Here is a 14,163-nt window from a genome sequence, read left to right on the forward strand (position 1 = left end):
GACGCCCCCCGCAACCAATGGATTGCGGGGGGCGTCTGCGTGGGCAGAACCGACACGGGGGTCGAACATGTCCGATGCGTTGTTCTACGTGGTGCCGGCGCTGATCGCCGTCGGCGCCGTCTGCATAGCGCTCCAGGCCGTCCGCGCGCGGCTGAGGATGCGGGCGGCCTGGCGCAGCGGTCTCACGGCGCGGGCGACCTGCCTGCGGACCTACACGACGACCAGGTACGACAAGGACTCCGGCAGATCCACGACCCGGCACCACGCGTACGAGTTCACGCCGCCCGGTGGGCGGCCGGTGTCCTTCGAGGAGAAGCACGGGCCCAGCACGAGGATCGGGGGCGACATCGTGACCGTCTACTACGTCGCGGACCGGCCCCAGCACGCCACCACGGTGCTGCCGACCACCGGTTGGAAGCACACGCTGGAGACGGCCGCCACCGTCGTGCTCTGTTCGGCGATGGTGGCGTTCTGCATGTTCTTCGTGGTGAAGGGCCCCATCTCGTGGTGAAGAGTCCGCTCTCGTGGCGAAGAGCCCCCTCTCGTGGTGAAGAGCCCCGATGCCCGGCTACCGGGTGCCGCCGGAGAGCTGTCCGGCCATGTCACGTACCGCGGCCAGCGCCCGGTGGTGCAGTCCGGGCCCGAAGGTGACGCGGGTGGCGCCGAGTTCGCCGAGTTCCCGCGGTGACGGCCCGTCCGGTACACAGAGCGCGTTGAGCGGAGCCCCGATCCCGGCCGCCAGTTCGGGGAGTTGGCCGGGCGGCGCCGCGATCGGGTAGACGCAGTCGGCGCCCGCCGCGAGGTACTGACGGGCGCGGACGACGGTCCGCGCCGGATCGCGCACCCCGCGGAGGTACGTGTCCACGCGGGCGTTGACGAACAGCGCGCCGCCCGCCGCCGCCCGTACCTCCGCGAGCCGGTCGGCCTGCTCACCGGGGTCGCGCAGGACGCCGTCCGTGGAGTCCTCCAGGTTGCAGCCGACAGCGCCGGTGTCGGCGAGCCGGGCCACCAGCTCCTTCGGCGGCAGGCCGTAGCCGTCCTCGATGTCCGCCGATACGAGGACGCCGAAACTCTCGACGGCCCGGACGATACGGGCGATCGCGGCGAACATCTCATCGGCCGGGGTCTGCCCGTCCGCGTATCCGAGCGAGGCCGCCACCCCGGCGCTCGGAGTGGCGAGCGCCGGGAAGCCGGCTTCCGCGAAGACCCGGGCGCTCGCGGCATCCCAGGGGCCCGGGAGCACCAGCGGGTCGGCGGGGGAGCGGCCCAGATGCAGGCTGCGGAAGTCGGTCATCAGCGGGCCCATCAGTGGCGGTGGGCGGTGGAGCCGGGGGTGTAGTGACCCGGGACCATGCGGGCGGTGACGGAGATGCGGTTCCAGGCGTTGATCACGGTGATCGCCGCGATCAGCTGGGCGAGTTCGGTCTCGTCGAACTGTTCGGCGGCGTGTGCGTACACCTCGTCGGGCACGAAGCCGTCGGTGAGCACCGTGATGGCCTCGGTCAGCTCGATCGCCGCGATCTCTTTCGCGGTGTAGAAGTGCTTCGACTCCTCCCAGCCGCTGAGCTGCACGATCCGCTCGACCGACTCGCCCGCTGCCAGGGCGTCCTTGGTGTGCATGTCGAGGCAGAAGGCGCAGTGGTTGATCTGCGAGGCGCGGATCTTGACCAGTTCGAGAATGGCCGGGTCCACGCCCCGACGGGCCGCCACGTCCAGCTGGATCATGGCCTTGTAGACCTCGGGGGCGAGCTTGGCCATGTGGAGCCGGGGGGTGTGCTCGGGCAGGAAGCCCGTGCTCTCGTCGGTCGTCCGGGGTGTCTCGTGCGTCGTCATGGAGACGACGCTACGTGGTGTGTGGCGCAGGGGTATGGTCCATTTCCATGACGGATTCCTGGGCCACTTTCGGTGTGGACCTGCACCTGGAGCTGACCGGTACCGGGCTGCGGGTGGGGCTCACGGACGCGCTGCGCAAGGCCGTACGCACGGGGCGGCTGACGCCGGGGACCCGGCTGCCGTCCTCGCGCACCCTCGCCACCGACCTGGGAATCGCCCGGAACACGGTGGCCGACGCCTACGCCGAACTGGTGGCGGAAGGCTGGCTGACCGCGCGGCAGGGCTCGGGGACCCGGGTGGCAGCCCGGTCCGTACCGCGTGCGGCGGCCCCGCCCGTCACCGTACGGCCGCCGCAGCCGCGGCACCCCGCGTACAGCCTGCTGCCCGGCTCGCCCGACCTCGCGTCCTTCCCGCGCGCCGAGTGGCTCAGGGCCGCACGGAAGGCGCTGACCGCCGCTCCCCACGAAGCGTTCGGATACGGGGACCCGCGCGGGCGGCCCGAGCTGCGGACCGTGCTGGCCGACTATCTGGCACGGGCCCGCGGGGTGTACGCCGACCCGGACCGGATCGTCGTCTGCTCGGGGTTCGCACACGGTTTGATGCTGATGGGGAAGGTGCTGCGGGGGAGACGGGTGCGGGAGGTGGCGGTCGAGTCGTACGGGCTGGACCTGCACCGGAACCTGCTCACCGACGCGGGGCTGCGCACCCCCGCGCTCCCTCTGGACGCACTCGGCTCGCAGACCGGTGCGCTGCGGCGCGAAGGTGCGGTGCTGCTGACGGCGGCGCACCAGTTCCCGTTGGGGGTGCCGCTCCACCCCGACCGGCGGTCGGCCGCCGTCGACTGGGCGCGGACCACGGGCGGGCTGATCCTGGAGGACGACTACGACGGGGAGTTCCGCTACGACCGGCAGCCGGTCGGTGCGCTCCAGGGACTCGATCCCGAACGGGTCGTCTACCTCGGCACCGCCAGCAAATCCATCGCCCCCGGGCTGCGGATCGGCTGGCTGGTGCTGCCAGGGAGCCTGGTGGCGGATGTCGTCACGGCGAAGGGGCACTCCGACTGGATGACGAGTGCGCTGGAGCAGCTGACGCTCGCCGAGTTCATCGCCTCCGGGGCGTACGACCGGCATGTCCGCGCGATGCGGCTGCGCTACCGGCGGCGCCGCGACCAGCTGGTGGCGGCGCTCGCCGAACGCGCGCCGGACATCCGGGTCACCGGGATCGCTGCCGGGCTGCACGCCGTACTCGAACTGCCGCCGGGCACCGAACAGTCGGTGGTCCAGGCGGCGGCCTGGCAGGGGCTCGCGCTGGGGGGCCTCAGTCCGTTCCGGCACCCGGACGCGGGCGAGGGGCGCGACGGGCTGGTGGTCGGATACGGGACGCCACCGGACAGCGCGTGGACGGGGGCGCTGGACGCGCTGTGCCGGGTGCTCCCGTAGGGGCGCGTACGCCAACGGGGCTTCGTTGTGGGGGATTCGGGGTGTTCGGCGGGGAGTCGGACCAGGCCGTGCTCGCCGGTCAGACCTTGCTGTCCATCGCCTCGTTCGCCGGGGCCTCTGCCGGAGCCTCGCCGAACCGTGCCAGCGCAAGCGCCCCGGCCACCGCCACCGCGAACCCGGCAATCGCCAGCGGGGCCAGACCGTCCCTCGTACGGTCCCCGAGCCAGACCACGCCGATCAGGGCCGGGCCGATCGTCTCGCCGATGACCATGCCGGCCGTGGCCGTCGTCACCGATCCGCGTTGCAGGGCCGAGGTGAGCAGCAGGAAGGCCGAGCCGCCGCCGACGAGCAGTGCGTACAGCGCCGGGTTGGTGAAGTCGACGGAGTCGATGAGCCGGACCGCCACCTCGACCACGCCGAAGCCCACGCCCGCGCCGAGGCCGAGCACCAGGGCGCGGGCCTTGCCCTTGAGTCGGCCGGCGACCACGCCCACCAGCAGGACCGCGAGAGCGACTCCGAGCATGGCCCAGCGCAGGGCGTCCGATCCCGCGGTGCTGCCCTCCGAACCGGAGGCGAGGCCGAGCATCCCCAGTCCCGCGCAGACGACGCCCACCGCACCCCATTCGGTGCCGGTGAGCCGCACGCCGAGGACCCGGGCCGCCACCACCGCGGTGACCGCGAGACTCGCGGCGAGCGCGGCGCCGACCGCGTAGATCGGGATCGAACGCAGCGCGATGATCTGCAGCACGAAGCCCACGGCGTCGAAGCCGAGCCCCGCGATGTAGCGCCACTGGCGCAGGGCGCGCAACAGCAGCGCCGCGTCGACCCCCGAGCCGGTCCCGGGGGCGGAGGCACGGGCGGCGGCGGCCTGGAACACGGAGGCCGTACCGAAGCAGACCGCTGAACCGAGCGCGCAGAGCATTCCAAGGAGCACGTAAGGACTCTACGGGTGAGCACCGACCGGGGAGCGTCCCACCTGCTCACCGGGGACGGAGGCCGACATCTAGTCTGTACACCGTCAGACACGGGATACTTGCCGTACAGCTGTACGGCGTCTGTGGCGCCGGGTCTGTGGCACAGCGTCTGTGACGACCGGTGTTGTTGGCACGGCGTCCGTGATGACGGTGTCCGTGATGACGGTGTCTGCGACGACGATGTTTGTGATGACGGTGTCTGTGAAGAACGGGAGAGGACAACGCATGCGCAAGATGAGGTCGGGCGCCGTGGTGCTCGGGGGCATGGGGATGCTGGCGGCGACGCTCACCGCCTGCGGTTCCGATGTGGACCGGCGGTGTGTGGACCCGGTGACCTACAAGCAGCTGCCGAAGTACGAGTGCGGCAAGAGCAGCGGCCACGGCACGTACTACTACGGCGGCTCCTCGAAGAACGGCAAGGTTTCGGGCGGCAGTTTCAACAAGTCGTCGGTGCACCGGGGCGGTTTCGGCGGCGGCTTCCACTCCAGCGGCGGCTGACCCGGGGCCCGGACCGACACCATGAAGCGTCACGCCGTCCAACCCCGCCCCGGCTGGCAGCAGATCGTCGAGGAGCAGGGGCTGATCTATCCGCTCACCCGCTACCCGGACGACTCGCTGCGCCCGTACTGGGACGAGAGCGCCTACTACTCCTTCTCCCTCCCCGAGGTCGAGGCGCTGGAGGAGGTCGTCGAGGAACTGCACGCGATGTGCCTTGCCGCAGCCGCCCACATCGTCGCCCGCGACCGTTTGGCCGACCTGGGGATCACCGACCCCCGGCTGGCCCGGCTGGTTGCCGAATCCTGGCACCGGAGGGACGAACTGCCGTCCGTGTACGGGCGGTTCGATCTGCGGTACGACGGCGACGGCCCGGCCAAGATGCTGGAGTACAACGCGGACACGCCCACCTCCCTGGTGGAGGCGGCCAGCCCGCAGTGGTTCTGGATGGAGGACCGCTTTCCCGGCGCCGACCAGTGGAACTCGCTGCACGAGCGGCTGGTCGCAGCCTGGCGGCGACAGGCCCCGCTGCTGCCGCCGGGACCGCTGCACTTCGCGCACTCCGACGCCGACGAACTCGGCGAGGACCTGATGACGGTCGCGTATCTGAGGGAGACCGCCCAGCAGGCGGGGATCGAGACCGAGGCGCTCTCCGTGGAGCAGATCGGCTGGGACCCGTTGTCCGGGCGGTTCGTCGACGAGCGGATGCGTTTCATCCGCAGCTGCTTCAAGCTCTACCCGTGGGAGTGGCTGACGACCGACAGCTTCGGTCCGCACGTCCTGGACACCCTCGACAACGGCGGGTCCACCGGCTCCACCTGCTGGATCGAACCCGCGTGGAAGATGCTGCTCTCCAACAAGGCGCTGCTCGCCGTGGTGTGGGAGCTGTACCCGGGACATCCGAATCTCCTGCCTTCCTATCTGGACGGCCCGCGCGAGCTCGCCCTGCCCACATCCAAGGGCTATGTCTCCAAGCCGCTCCTGGGCCGGGAGGGAGCGGGCGTCGTGCTCCACGAGGCCGGAGCGGGAACCGCCGCGGTCCTGCGGACCGACGAGGTCTGCTGCTACCAGGAGTTGGCCCCGCTGCCCGACTTCGACGGCAACCGTGTGGTGCTCGGTGCGTGGGTGGTCGAGGACGAGGCGGCGGGGCTCGGCATCCGGGAGTCCGTGGGGCCGGTGACGGACGAGTACGCCCGCTTCCTGCCCCACGTCATCCTCTGAATCCTCTGAGCGCCTCCTCCTCGCCCGGCCCCTGTCCTGCGCCTGGCCCCGCTTCGTCCGGCCCCTGCCCCGCGCCTGGCCCCGCCTCGCCCGGCCCAGGCCGGCCGCTGTGGTGTCAGCCGTTCAGGACGGTCCGCAGCTGGGCGAGGCCCCAGTCCAGATCCTCCTTGCTGATCACCAGGGGCGGGGCGATCCGGATCGTGGAGCCGTGGGTGTCCTTCACCAGCACCCCGAGATCCATGAGCCGCTCGGAGATCTCCCGGCCGGTGCCGAGCGAGGGCGCGATGTCCACCCCCGCCCAGAGACCCCGTCCGCGCACGGCCTCGACCGCGCCGCCGCTCACCAGCAGGCCCAGTTCGCGGTGGAGGTGGTCGCCCAACTCCGTGGCCCGTTGCTGGAATTCACCGGTGCGCAGCATCGCGATCACCTCCAGGGCGACGGCGCACGCCAGCGGATTCCCACCGAAGGTGGACCCGTGCTCGCCGGGGCGGTAGACGCCCAGCACCTCTGCCGACGACACCACGGCCGACACCGGCACCACCCCGCCGCCGAGCGCCTTGCCCAGGATGTACATGTCCGGCACGACACCCTCGTGCTCACAGGCGAAGGTCCGGCCCGTCCTGCCGAGTCCCGACTGGATCTCGTCCGCGATGAACAGCACGTTCCGGGCGCGGGTCAGTTCGCGTACGCCCGGCAGATATCCGGCCGGCGGCACCAGGACCCCGGCCTCGCCCTGGATCGGTTCGAGGAGAACGGCCACCGTGTTCTCGTCGACGGCCGCTTCCAGCGCGGCCAGGTCGCCGTACGGAACGATCTCGAAGCCCGGGGTGTACGGGCCGAAGTCCGCCCGCGCCTCGGGGTCCGTCGAGAAGCTGACGATCGTGGTCGTACGGCCGTGGAAGTTGTTCTCCGCGACGACGATCTTCGCTTGTCCGTCCGGTACGCCCTTGACCTTGTAACCCCACTTGCGGGCCGTCTTCACGGCGGTCTCGACCGCCTCCGCCCCGGTGTTCATCGGCAGCACCATCTCCATCCCGCACAACTCGGCGAGCTGGGTGGAGAAATCGGCGAACCGGTCGTGGTGGAAGGCCCGGGAGGTGAGCGTGACGCGCTCCAGCTGGGCCTTGGCCGCGTCGATCAGCCGGCGGTTGCCGTGGCCGAAGTTGAGCGCCGAGTATCCGGCGAGCATGTCGAGGAAGCGACGCCCTTCGACATCGGTCATCCACGCGCCGTCCGCAGAGGCGACGACGACGGGGAGCGGATGGTAGTTGTGCGCGCTGTGCGCCTCGGCGGACTCGATCGATGTTTCCGTAACTGACACCGGTTCTCCGTTCCTACAGCGTGCTGGGCGTACTGCCTTACGGCGTACGGGCCTTGGGGGCGCCAGTCCTGTGGCGGGCGGGCTGTCGTGCGCCTCTTCTTATCGTCGGTCACCGCGGGCGGGAAGAAACCTTGTCGTCCGGCGTGCCGGGGTCCGTCCGGCCCCGCGCAGGCGCATCGGCCTCCGGCACACGCACCGCGGGGGCGTATCGCACCTCGAACCCGCCGGGGGTGAACCGGTCCGCCACCCCGGCCCGTCGGCGCCCTCGCGCCCAGGCCCGTATGCGCGCGAAGCGGCCTGACGGCTCCGCCCGTACCGGAACGGGAATCGGCACCGCCTCCGCGATGATCCGTGCCAGCACCTGCTCGGCCATCGAGTCCCCGGCCGACCCCCAGCCGATGTCTGCGGCCTTCCCGGAGCCCAGCCCGCGCCCCAGCGCGCGCAGTTCACCGGGAAGGCGCCCGTCGTCCCCGTCACCCATGCTCGTCGCCTCCCTCGTCTGCTCTGCTTCTCCTGCTTCCGCCTCTTCTGCTTCCACGGTGTCCCTCGGCTCTCTCGCCGGCCGGGCTGCCGGGAGCGCCGTCCGGGAGGGGGAGCAGCTTGCCGAGCTTCTTCAGCGCCCGGTTCAGCCGCGACTTCACCGTGCCCCGTGGCCAGCCCAGCGCCTCCGCCGTCTCCGCCTCGTCCATGTCCAGCAGATAGCGGTACGTCACGGCCAGCCGCTGCTCGGTGCTCAGCCGGTCCAGCGCCGCGAGCAGCAGCCTCCGGCGTTCGCCCTCCAGAGCGGCCACCGCAGGGTCCGCCGATTCCGGTATCAGCGGCTCCGCCTCCGTCAGCGCCGCCGCGCGCCCCGCGGCGCACCGCAGCCGCACGGCGGAGCGCACGGTGTTCCTGGTCTCGTTCGCCACGATCCGCAGCAGCCACGGCCGGAACGACGCACCCGCCTTGAACCGGCCCAGCGCCTGGTACGCCTTGAAGAAGGCCGACTGCACCACGTCCTCGGCGTCCGCACCCGCACCGAAAGCCGCCGCCGCGCGCAACGCGATTCCCGTGTACGCACGCACCAGCTCCGCGTACGCCTGGGCGTCCCCCGCCCGTACGCGCGCGATCACATCAGCCTCGTCCGCAACAGCGGCGTGGCTCCCCTCCCGCGTTCTCACACCTTTCATACACCGCGCGGCGGAGATCGGTTCCGCACCTGAGAGAATGATGAACATGGCCTCTGATCGTCCCCGGGTGCTCTCCGGGATCCAGCCCACGTCAGGCTCGTTCCACCTCGGCAACTACCTCGGCGCGGTGCGCCAGTGGGTAGCCCTGCAGGAGTCGCACGACGCGTACTACATGGTGGTCGACCTGCATGCGATCACCGTCCCGCAGGACCCCGCGGAGCTGCGGGCCAACACCCGGCTCGCCGTCGCCCAGCTGCTGGCCTCGGGGATCGACCCGGAGCGCTGCACCCTCTTCGTGCAGAGCCATGTGCCCGAGCACGCCCAGCTCGGCTGGGTCATGAACTGCCTGGCCGGGTTCGGCGAGGCCTCGCGCATGACGCAGTTCAAGGACAAGTCGGCCAGGCAGGGCGCGGACCGCGCGACCGTCGGGCTCTTCACGTACCCGATCCTCCAGGTCGCCGACATCCTGCTCTACCAGGCCAACCAGGTCCCCGTCGGTGAGGACCAGCGCCAGCACATCGAGCTGACCCGCGACCTCGCCGAGCGCTTCAACACCCGGTTCGGCACGACCTTCACGATCCCGGAGCCGTACATCCTCAAGGAGACGGCGAAGATCTACGACCTCCAGGACCCGACCGCCAAGATGAGCAAGTCGGCGGCCTCGCCCAAGGGCCTGATCAGCCTGCTCGACGAGCCGAAGGTCTCCGCGAAGAAGGTCAGGAGCGCGGTCACCGACACCGACACGGTGATCCGTTACGACCTGGCGGCCAAGCCCGGTGTCTCGAACCTGCTGACGATCCACTCGACCCTCACCGGGACGAGCATCGCCGACCTGGAGCAGCAGTACGAGGGCAAGATGTACGGCGCGCTCAAGACCGATCTGTCCGAGATCGTCGCCGATTTCGTCACGCCTTTCCGGACCCGCACCCAGGAGTTCCTGGACGATCACGAGACGCTGGACGGCATCCTCGCCAAGGGTGCGGAGAAGGCCCGCACGGTCGCCGCGGAGACCCTGGCGCAGGCGTACGAGCGGCTGGGATTCCTGCCCGCGAAGCACTGACAGGCGCCGGCCCGAGCTTGTGACCTTGGACTCTGGTCAGAGCGAGGGCAGGCCCGCCACACTGCACATAGACGTCCGGCAGGTAGGCGGAACGTCCGGTGACCCGACAGCTGAGGAGATCGATGTGGGGACCGTAACGCTCGGCGTTTCGCTCGCGGTCCCGGAGCCGTACGGCAGCCTGCTCCAGGAGCAGCGCGCGGGCTTCGGGGACTCTGCCGCGCACGGCATCCCCACGCACGTCACCCTCCTCCCGCCCACCGAGGCCGATTCCGGTTCGCTGCCCGCGATCGAGGCGCACCTCTCCTCGGTCGCCGCCGCGAACCGGGCCTTTCCCATGCGGCTGTACGGGACGGGCACGTTCCGCCCGCTCTCGCCGGTCGTCTTCGTGCAGGTCGTGACGGGCGGATCGGCCTGCTCCTGGCTCCAGCAGCAGATCAGGGACGCGTCCGGGCCGCTGGTGCGCGAGCTCCAGTTCCCGTACCACCCGCATGTGACGGTCGCCCACGGCATCTCCGAAGAGGCGATGGACCAGGCGTACGAAGCGCTGTCGACGTTCGAGGCGATGTGGACCTGCGGATCCTTCGCCCTGTACGAGCAGGGGGCGGACGCGGTGTGGCGCAAGCTGCGGGAGTACGCGTTCGGAGGCGGCGGCGGTGTGCCCGGTCCCGCGGTGTACCGCGAGGCCCCGGCGTCGTCCCTGCCGTAAGGCCCTTCCGGTCCGCTGCCGCACCCTGTCCTACACCGGCAGCCGCCGGAACAGCGGCCTCGGCGCGTGGCGCATCGCGGACATGACGACGCGCAGCGTGCCCGGTACCCAGACCGTCTCGGAGCGGCGGCGCAGCCCCGTCTCGATGGCCGTCGCCACCGCCTCGGGTGTGGTGGCCAGCGGCGCCTCCGGCAGCCCCGCCGTCATCCTCGACCGTACGAAGCCGGGGCGGACGATCATCACGTGCACGCCCGTCCCGTACAGCGCGTCGCCCAGACCCTGGGCGAAGGCGTCCAGCCCGGCCTTGCTCGATCCGTAGATGAAGTTGGCGCGCCGGGCGCGTTCGCCCGCCACCGACGAGAGCACCACCAGGGAGCCGTGACCCTGGCCCTGGAGGGCCTTCGCGCAGATCAGGCCCGCTGAGACCGCCCCGGTGTAGTTGGTCTGGGCGACCCGGACCGCCGACAGCGGGGAGCTCTCGTCGCTGGCCTGGTCGCCGAGGATCCCGAAGGCCAGCAGCACCATGTCGATGTCGCCCTCCGCGAAGACCTTGCCCAGCGTCACCTCGTGGGAGGCGGGGTCCAGGGCGTCGAAGTCGGCGGTACGGACCTCCGCGCCCAGCGTGCGCAGGTGGGCGGCGGCAGCGTCGAGCGCGGGGGACGGGCGCCCGGCCAGCCAGACCGTACGGGTCCGGCGGGCCACCAGACGGCGGGCCGTGGCCAGCGCGATCTCGGACGTACCGCCGAGGATCAGCAGGGACTGCGGGGCACCGAATGCGTCTTTCACGGGTACGTCTCCTTGAGTCGTCGGCGGGGTCGTCGGCGGGGTCGTCAGCGGGGTCGGTGGCGAGGTCGGTGGCGAGTTCGGTGGCGGGGCCGGTCGCAGGACCGGCGGGCAGGTCCGGGGGCGGTGTCCGGCAGCCCCCGTACCCGCCCTAGAGGCCGAGGCGGCGGGAGAGGTCCGAGGTGAAGACGGACCCCGGGTCGAGCTCGGCGCGCAGCGCGCGGAAGTCGTCCAGGCGCGGGTACATCGCCGCCAGGTGGTCCGGGCGCAGCCGGGAGTCCTTCGCCAGGTAGACCCGGCCGCCCGCGCCCACCACCTCCTCGTCCAGTTCGTCGAGGAAGGCGCCGAGTCCGGTCAGGTTCGCCGGGATGTCCAGGGCCAGGGTCCAGCCGGGCAGCGGGAACGAGAGCCAGCCGGGGTCCGCCTCGCCGAAGCGCTTCAGCACCGCCAGGAACGACGGGCAGCCGCGCGCGGAGATGCGCCGCACGATCCGGCGCAGGGTCTCCTCCTGCCCGTACCCGACGACGAACTGGTACTGGACGAAACCGCCCCGCCCGTAGATCCGGTTCCAGTGCGGGACCCCGTCCAACGGGTGGAAGAAGGTGGTCAGCCGCTGGATCTCCCCCCGCCGGAGCCGGGGTGCCCGGCGGTACCAGAGCTCGTTGAAGATCCCGACCGAGGTGCGGCCGAGCAGCCCGTCGGGGAGGAAGGACGGCGGCGCGGGGAGCCTCCCCGGGCGGAAGGACAGCGGTGCGCGGCCGGCGCGGGCGGGGAGCGCGTCGAGTGGGGCGTGCTCCCCTCGGGTCAGTACCGAGCGCCCCGTCGACGCGCCCCGGGCGAGCAGGTCGATCCAGGCCACCGAGTAGCGGTAGTGGTGGTCGGTGGCCGTCAGCCGGGCCATCAGGTCGTCGAGGTCCGTCGCGCGCTCGGTGTCCACCGACATCGACGACGTCTCCACCGGCAGGAGCTGGACCGTCGCCGAGAGGATGACGCCGGTCAGCCCCAGCCCGCCGGCCGTCGCGTCGAAGAGCGCGGCTCCGGGCGCCGTGGTGTGCACCGTGCCGTCGGCGGTCAGCAGGTCGAGCGACCGGACGTGGCGGGAGAACGCCCCCGACACGTGGTGGTTCTTGCCGTGGATGTCCGCGCCGATCGCGCCGCCCACCGTGACGTACCGGGTGCCCGGCGTCACGGGCACGAACCAGCCCAGCGGCAGCAGTACCTCCATCAGCCGGTGCAGGCTCACCCCCGCGTCGCACACCACGACCCCGGTGTCCGCGTCGATGGAGCGGATCCGGTCGAGGCCGGTCATGTCGAGCACCGCGCCGCCCGCGTTCTGCGCGGCGTCCCCGTACGCACGGCCCAGGCCGCGGGCGATCGAGCCGCGGGCGCCGCACCCGCGCACCGCTGCCGCCGCCTCTTCGTACGTGCGCGGGCGGACCAGCAGCGAAGTCGTCGGGGCGGTGCGGCCCCAGCCCGACACGGACGTGGTGGTTTCGGCAGACATGGAGTAGACCGTATCGCCCATATACGCGGGGAAATGGGTGATTGGAGTGGTGTCAATCAGTTTGGACGCGATGATCGAGATATGTCACATAAGAGTGTTCTTCCGGTCTGCCGTCGGCCGGGAGGCTCCCGGCCGGCCAGGGGTGGCGGTATACGGCCCGCCGAGGCCGAACGCCGGCTCCTCTCGGCGATGCGCGACTGCGGCGCGTGTCCGCCGGTGGGCGCCGTGGCCCGGACCCTGTCCCGCAGCGGTGAGCACGGCGTGCTGTGGCTCGCCGCCGGGCTCACCGGCGCGCTCACCGACCGGGAACGGCGCGGCGCCTGGCTGCGCGCCACCGCCCTGATAGGCACGGCCCACCTCGCGAGCATGGGCCTGAAGCGGGTGGTACGCCGCCCGCGCCCCGGTCTCGGCGACCGGCAGCCCCTCGTACGGACCGCGGGCCACCACTCCTTCCCCAGCTCGCACGCGGCCTCCGCAGCCGCGGCGGCCGTCGCCCTCGGCGCGCTGCGCCCCGTGGGCCGCCGCCTCATACCCCCGCTCGCCGCCGCGATGTGCGTGTCCCGGCTGGTCGTCGGGGTCCACTATCCGACCGATGTCGCCGCGGGCGCCCTCCTCGGTGGGCTCACCGCCGGGCTCGGCGACCGGTGGATGCGAGGCACCCATGTCTGAAGTCTCCGAAGTGCCCGGCGTACCAGCGGTGTCCGGGGTTCCGGAACCGGCCCTGCTCGTCCAGGAACCGCCACGCCCCCCGCCGTCCCTGACCGGAGGCGGGGCCGCGGGCCTGGCGCTGGGGCTGCTCAGGACCGCCCGCCCCCGTCAGTGGATCAAGAACGTCCTGGTCGTCACCGCCCCCGTCGCGGCCGGTCAGCTGGTGTCGCGCCAGACCGCCGGTCAACTCGCCGTCGTCTTCGTCCTGTTCACGGCCGCCGCCTCCGCCGTCTATCTCGTCAACGACGCCCGGGACGCCGAGGCCGACCGCGCGCACCCCGTCAAGTGCCACCGCCCGGTGGCCGCGGGAGAAGTCCCCGTCCCCGTCGCGTACGCCGCTGGAGCCCTGCTCGCCGTACTGACGACCGCGGGCGCCGTCGTGTTCTGCAACGACATGACCGCCGCGCTGCTCTCCGCGTACATCGCCATGCAACTCGCCTACTGCGTCAGCCTGAAGCACATCCTGGTCGTCGACCTGGTCGTCGTCACGACCGGCTTCCTGATGCGGGCGATGATCGGCGGAGTGGCCCTCGACATCCCGCTCTCGCGCTGGTTCCTGATCACCGCCGGGTTCGGCGCGCTCTTCATGGTCGCGGCCAAGCGCTACTCCGAGTCCGTCCAGATGGAGGGAGCCGCGGCGACCCGGGCACTGCTCTCCGAGTACACCACCGGATACCTGCGCTTCGTCTGGCAGCTGGCGGCCGGGGTCGCGGTCCTCGCGTACTGCCTCTGGGCGATGGAGAGCGGCGGCCCGCCCGACAGCGGACTGCTGCCGTGGCGTCAGCTGTCGATGGTCCCGTTCATCCTCTTCATCCTGCGGTACGCCGTCTTCGCCGACCGCGGCACCGCGGGCGCCCCGGAGGACGTGATCCTGCGGGACAGGGCGCTGACCGTCATCGGCGCCGGATGGATCGTCGTGTACGTGCTCGCGATCGCCGACCTGTAGGGAG

16 protein-coding genes are annotated in these 14,163 nt (G+C 71.6%); 8 read left to right on the forward strand and 8 right to left on the reverse strand.

Annotated elements, in window-relative coordinates:
* Positions 1–67: 67 nt before the first annotated feature.
* On the forward strand, positions 68–511 hold the full coding sequence (locus NBY69_RS08380; protein ID WP_250299483.1) for a DUF3592 domain-containing protein: 444 nt from the start codon (positions 68–70) through the stop codon (positions 509–511).
* A gap of 57 nt (positions 512–568) precedes the next feature.
* Here NBY69_RS08380 and NBY69_RS08385 read toward each other — a convergent pair whose 3' ends face one another.
* Entirely contained in the window at positions 569–1,294 is a 726-nt protein-coding gene (locus NBY69_RS08385) for an isocitrate lyase/phosphoenolpyruvate mutase family protein (RefSeq protein WP_250299484.1), read from the reverse strand.
* Between the two features lie 11 nt (positions 1,295–1,305).
* On the reverse strand, positions 1,306–1,833 hold the full coding sequence (locus NBY69_RS08390) for a carboxymuconolactone decarboxylase family protein (protein ID WP_250299485.1): 528 nt from the start codon (positions 1,831–1,833) through the stop codon (positions 1,306–1,308).
* Between the two features lie 47 nt (positions 1,834–1,880).
* On the opposite strand from NBY69_RS08390, the gene NBY69_RS08395 reads away from it, so the two are divergent.
* Entirely contained in the window at positions 1,881–3,272 is a 1,392-nt protein-coding gene (locus tag NBY69_RS08395; RefSeq protein WP_250299486.1) for a PLP-dependent aminotransferase family protein, read from the forward strand.
* Positions 3,273–3,351: 79 nt separating this feature from the next.
* Here the strand turns inward: NBY69_RS08395 and NBY69_RS08400 are convergent, their stop codons facing one another.
* Positions 3,352–4,194 carry a hypothetical protein gene (locus NBY69_RS08400; RefSeq protein WP_250299579.1) on the reverse strand — a complete coding sequence of 281 codons (843 nt, stop codon included), beginning with the start codon at positions 4,192–4,194 and terminating at the stop codon, positions 3,352–3,354.
* A 277-nt stretch (positions 4,195–4,471) separates the two neighbouring features.
* Here NBY69_RS08400 and NBY69_RS08405 point away from each other — a divergent pair, with 277 nt between their 5' ends.
* Together NBY69_RS08405 and NBY69_RS08410 are read left to right on the forward strand one after the other, a co-directional pair.
* Positions 4,472–4,744 carry a hypothetical protein gene (locus NBY69_RS08405; protein ID WP_250299487.1) on the forward strand — a complete coding sequence of 91 codons (273 nt, stop codon included), beginning with the start codon at positions 4,472–4,474 and terminating at the stop codon, positions 4,742–4,744.
* Positions 4,745–4,765: 21 nt separating this feature from the next.
* Positions 4,766–5,962: a glutathionylspermidine synthase family protein gene (locus NBY69_RS08410; protein ID WP_250299488.1), complete on the forward strand. Its 1,197-nt coding sequence runs from the start codon at positions 4,766–4,768 to the stop codon at positions 5,960–5,962.
* A 115-nt stretch (positions 5,963–6,077) separates the two neighbouring features.
* Here the strand turns inward: NBY69_RS08410 and rocD are convergent, their stop codons facing one another.
* From rocD to NBY69_RS08425, 3 genes are all read right to left on the reverse strand, one after another.
* Complete coding sequence (gene rocD, locus NBY69_RS08415; RefSeq protein ID WP_250299489.1) at positions 6,078–7,283, reverse strand: ornithine--oxo-acid transaminase; 1,206 nt, start codon at positions 7,281–7,283, stop codon at positions 6,078–6,080.
* Between the two features lie 109 nt (positions 7,284–7,392).
* A complete protein-coding gene (locus NBY69_RS08420) occupies positions 7,393–7,764 on the reverse strand; it encodes a hypothetical protein (RefSeq protein WP_250299490.1) in 372 nt (123 codons plus the stop codon).
* Complete coding sequence (locus NBY69_RS08425; RefSeq protein ID WP_250299491.1) at positions 7,757–8,452, reverse strand: RNA polymerase sigma factor; 696 nt, start codon at positions 8,450–8,452, stop codon at positions 7,757–7,759. Before NBY69_RS08425 ends, NBY69_RS08420 begins: the two co-directional genes overlap by 8 nt.
* Before the next feature lie 46 nt (positions 8,453–8,498).
* Here NBY69_RS08425 and trpS point away from each other — a divergent pair, with 46 nt between their 5' ends.
* Positions 8,499–9,512 carry a tryptophan--tRNA ligase gene (trpS, locus tag NBY69_RS08430; RefSeq protein WP_250299492.1) on the forward strand — a complete coding sequence of 338 codons (1,014 nt, stop codon included), beginning with the start codon at positions 8,499–8,501 and terminating at the stop codon, positions 9,510–9,512.
* Positions 9,513–9,636: 124 nt separating this feature from the next.
* Positions 9,637–10,218 (forward strand): 2'-5' RNA ligase family protein, encoded by a 582-nt coding sequence (locus NBY69_RS08435; protein ID WP_250299493.1) that lies wholly within the window; start codon positions 9,637–9,639, stop codon positions 10,216–10,218.
* A 30-nt stretch (positions 10,219–10,248) separates the two neighbouring features.
* Here the strand turns inward: NBY69_RS08435 and NBY69_RS08440 are convergent, their stop codons facing one another.
* Together NBY69_RS08440 and NBY69_RS08445 are read right to left on the reverse strand one after the other, a co-directional pair.
* Entirely contained in the window at positions 10,249–11,004 is a 756-nt protein-coding gene (locus NBY69_RS08440) for a decaprenylphospho-beta-D-erythro-pentofuranosid-2-ulose 2-reductase (protein ID WP_250299494.1), read from the reverse strand.
* A gap of 148 nt (positions 11,005–11,152) precedes the next feature.
* Positions 11,153–12,505 carry an FAD-binding oxidoreductase gene (locus NBY69_RS08445; RefSeq protein ID WP_250299495.1) on the reverse strand — a complete coding sequence of 451 codons (1,353 nt, stop codon included), beginning with the start codon at positions 12,503–12,505 and terminating at the stop codon, positions 11,153–11,155.
* Between the two features lie 189 nt (positions 12,506–12,694).
* Between NBY69_RS08445 and NBY69_RS08450 the strand changes: the two genes are divergently transcribed.
* Complete coding sequence (locus NBY69_RS08450; RefSeq protein WP_250299580.1) at positions 12,695–13,174, forward strand: phosphatase PAP2 family protein; 480 nt, start codon at positions 12,695–12,697, stop codon at positions 13,172–13,174.
* Positions 13,167–14,159: a decaprenyl-phosphate phosphoribosyltransferase gene (locus NBY69_RS08455; RefSeq protein WP_250299496.1), complete on the forward strand. Its 993-nt coding sequence runs from the start codon at positions 13,167–13,169 to the stop codon at positions 14,157–14,159. Before NBY69_RS08450 ends, NBY69_RS08455 begins: the two co-directional genes overlap by 8 nt.
* The last annotated feature ends 4 nt before the right edge of the window (positions 14,160–14,163 follow it).

Origin of the sequence: Streptomyces sp. A 4/2 (assembly GCF_940670765.1) — a bacterium.
Taxonomy (GTDB): domain Bacteria; phylum Actinomycetota; class Actinomycetes; order Streptomycetales; family Streptomycetaceae; genus Streptomyces.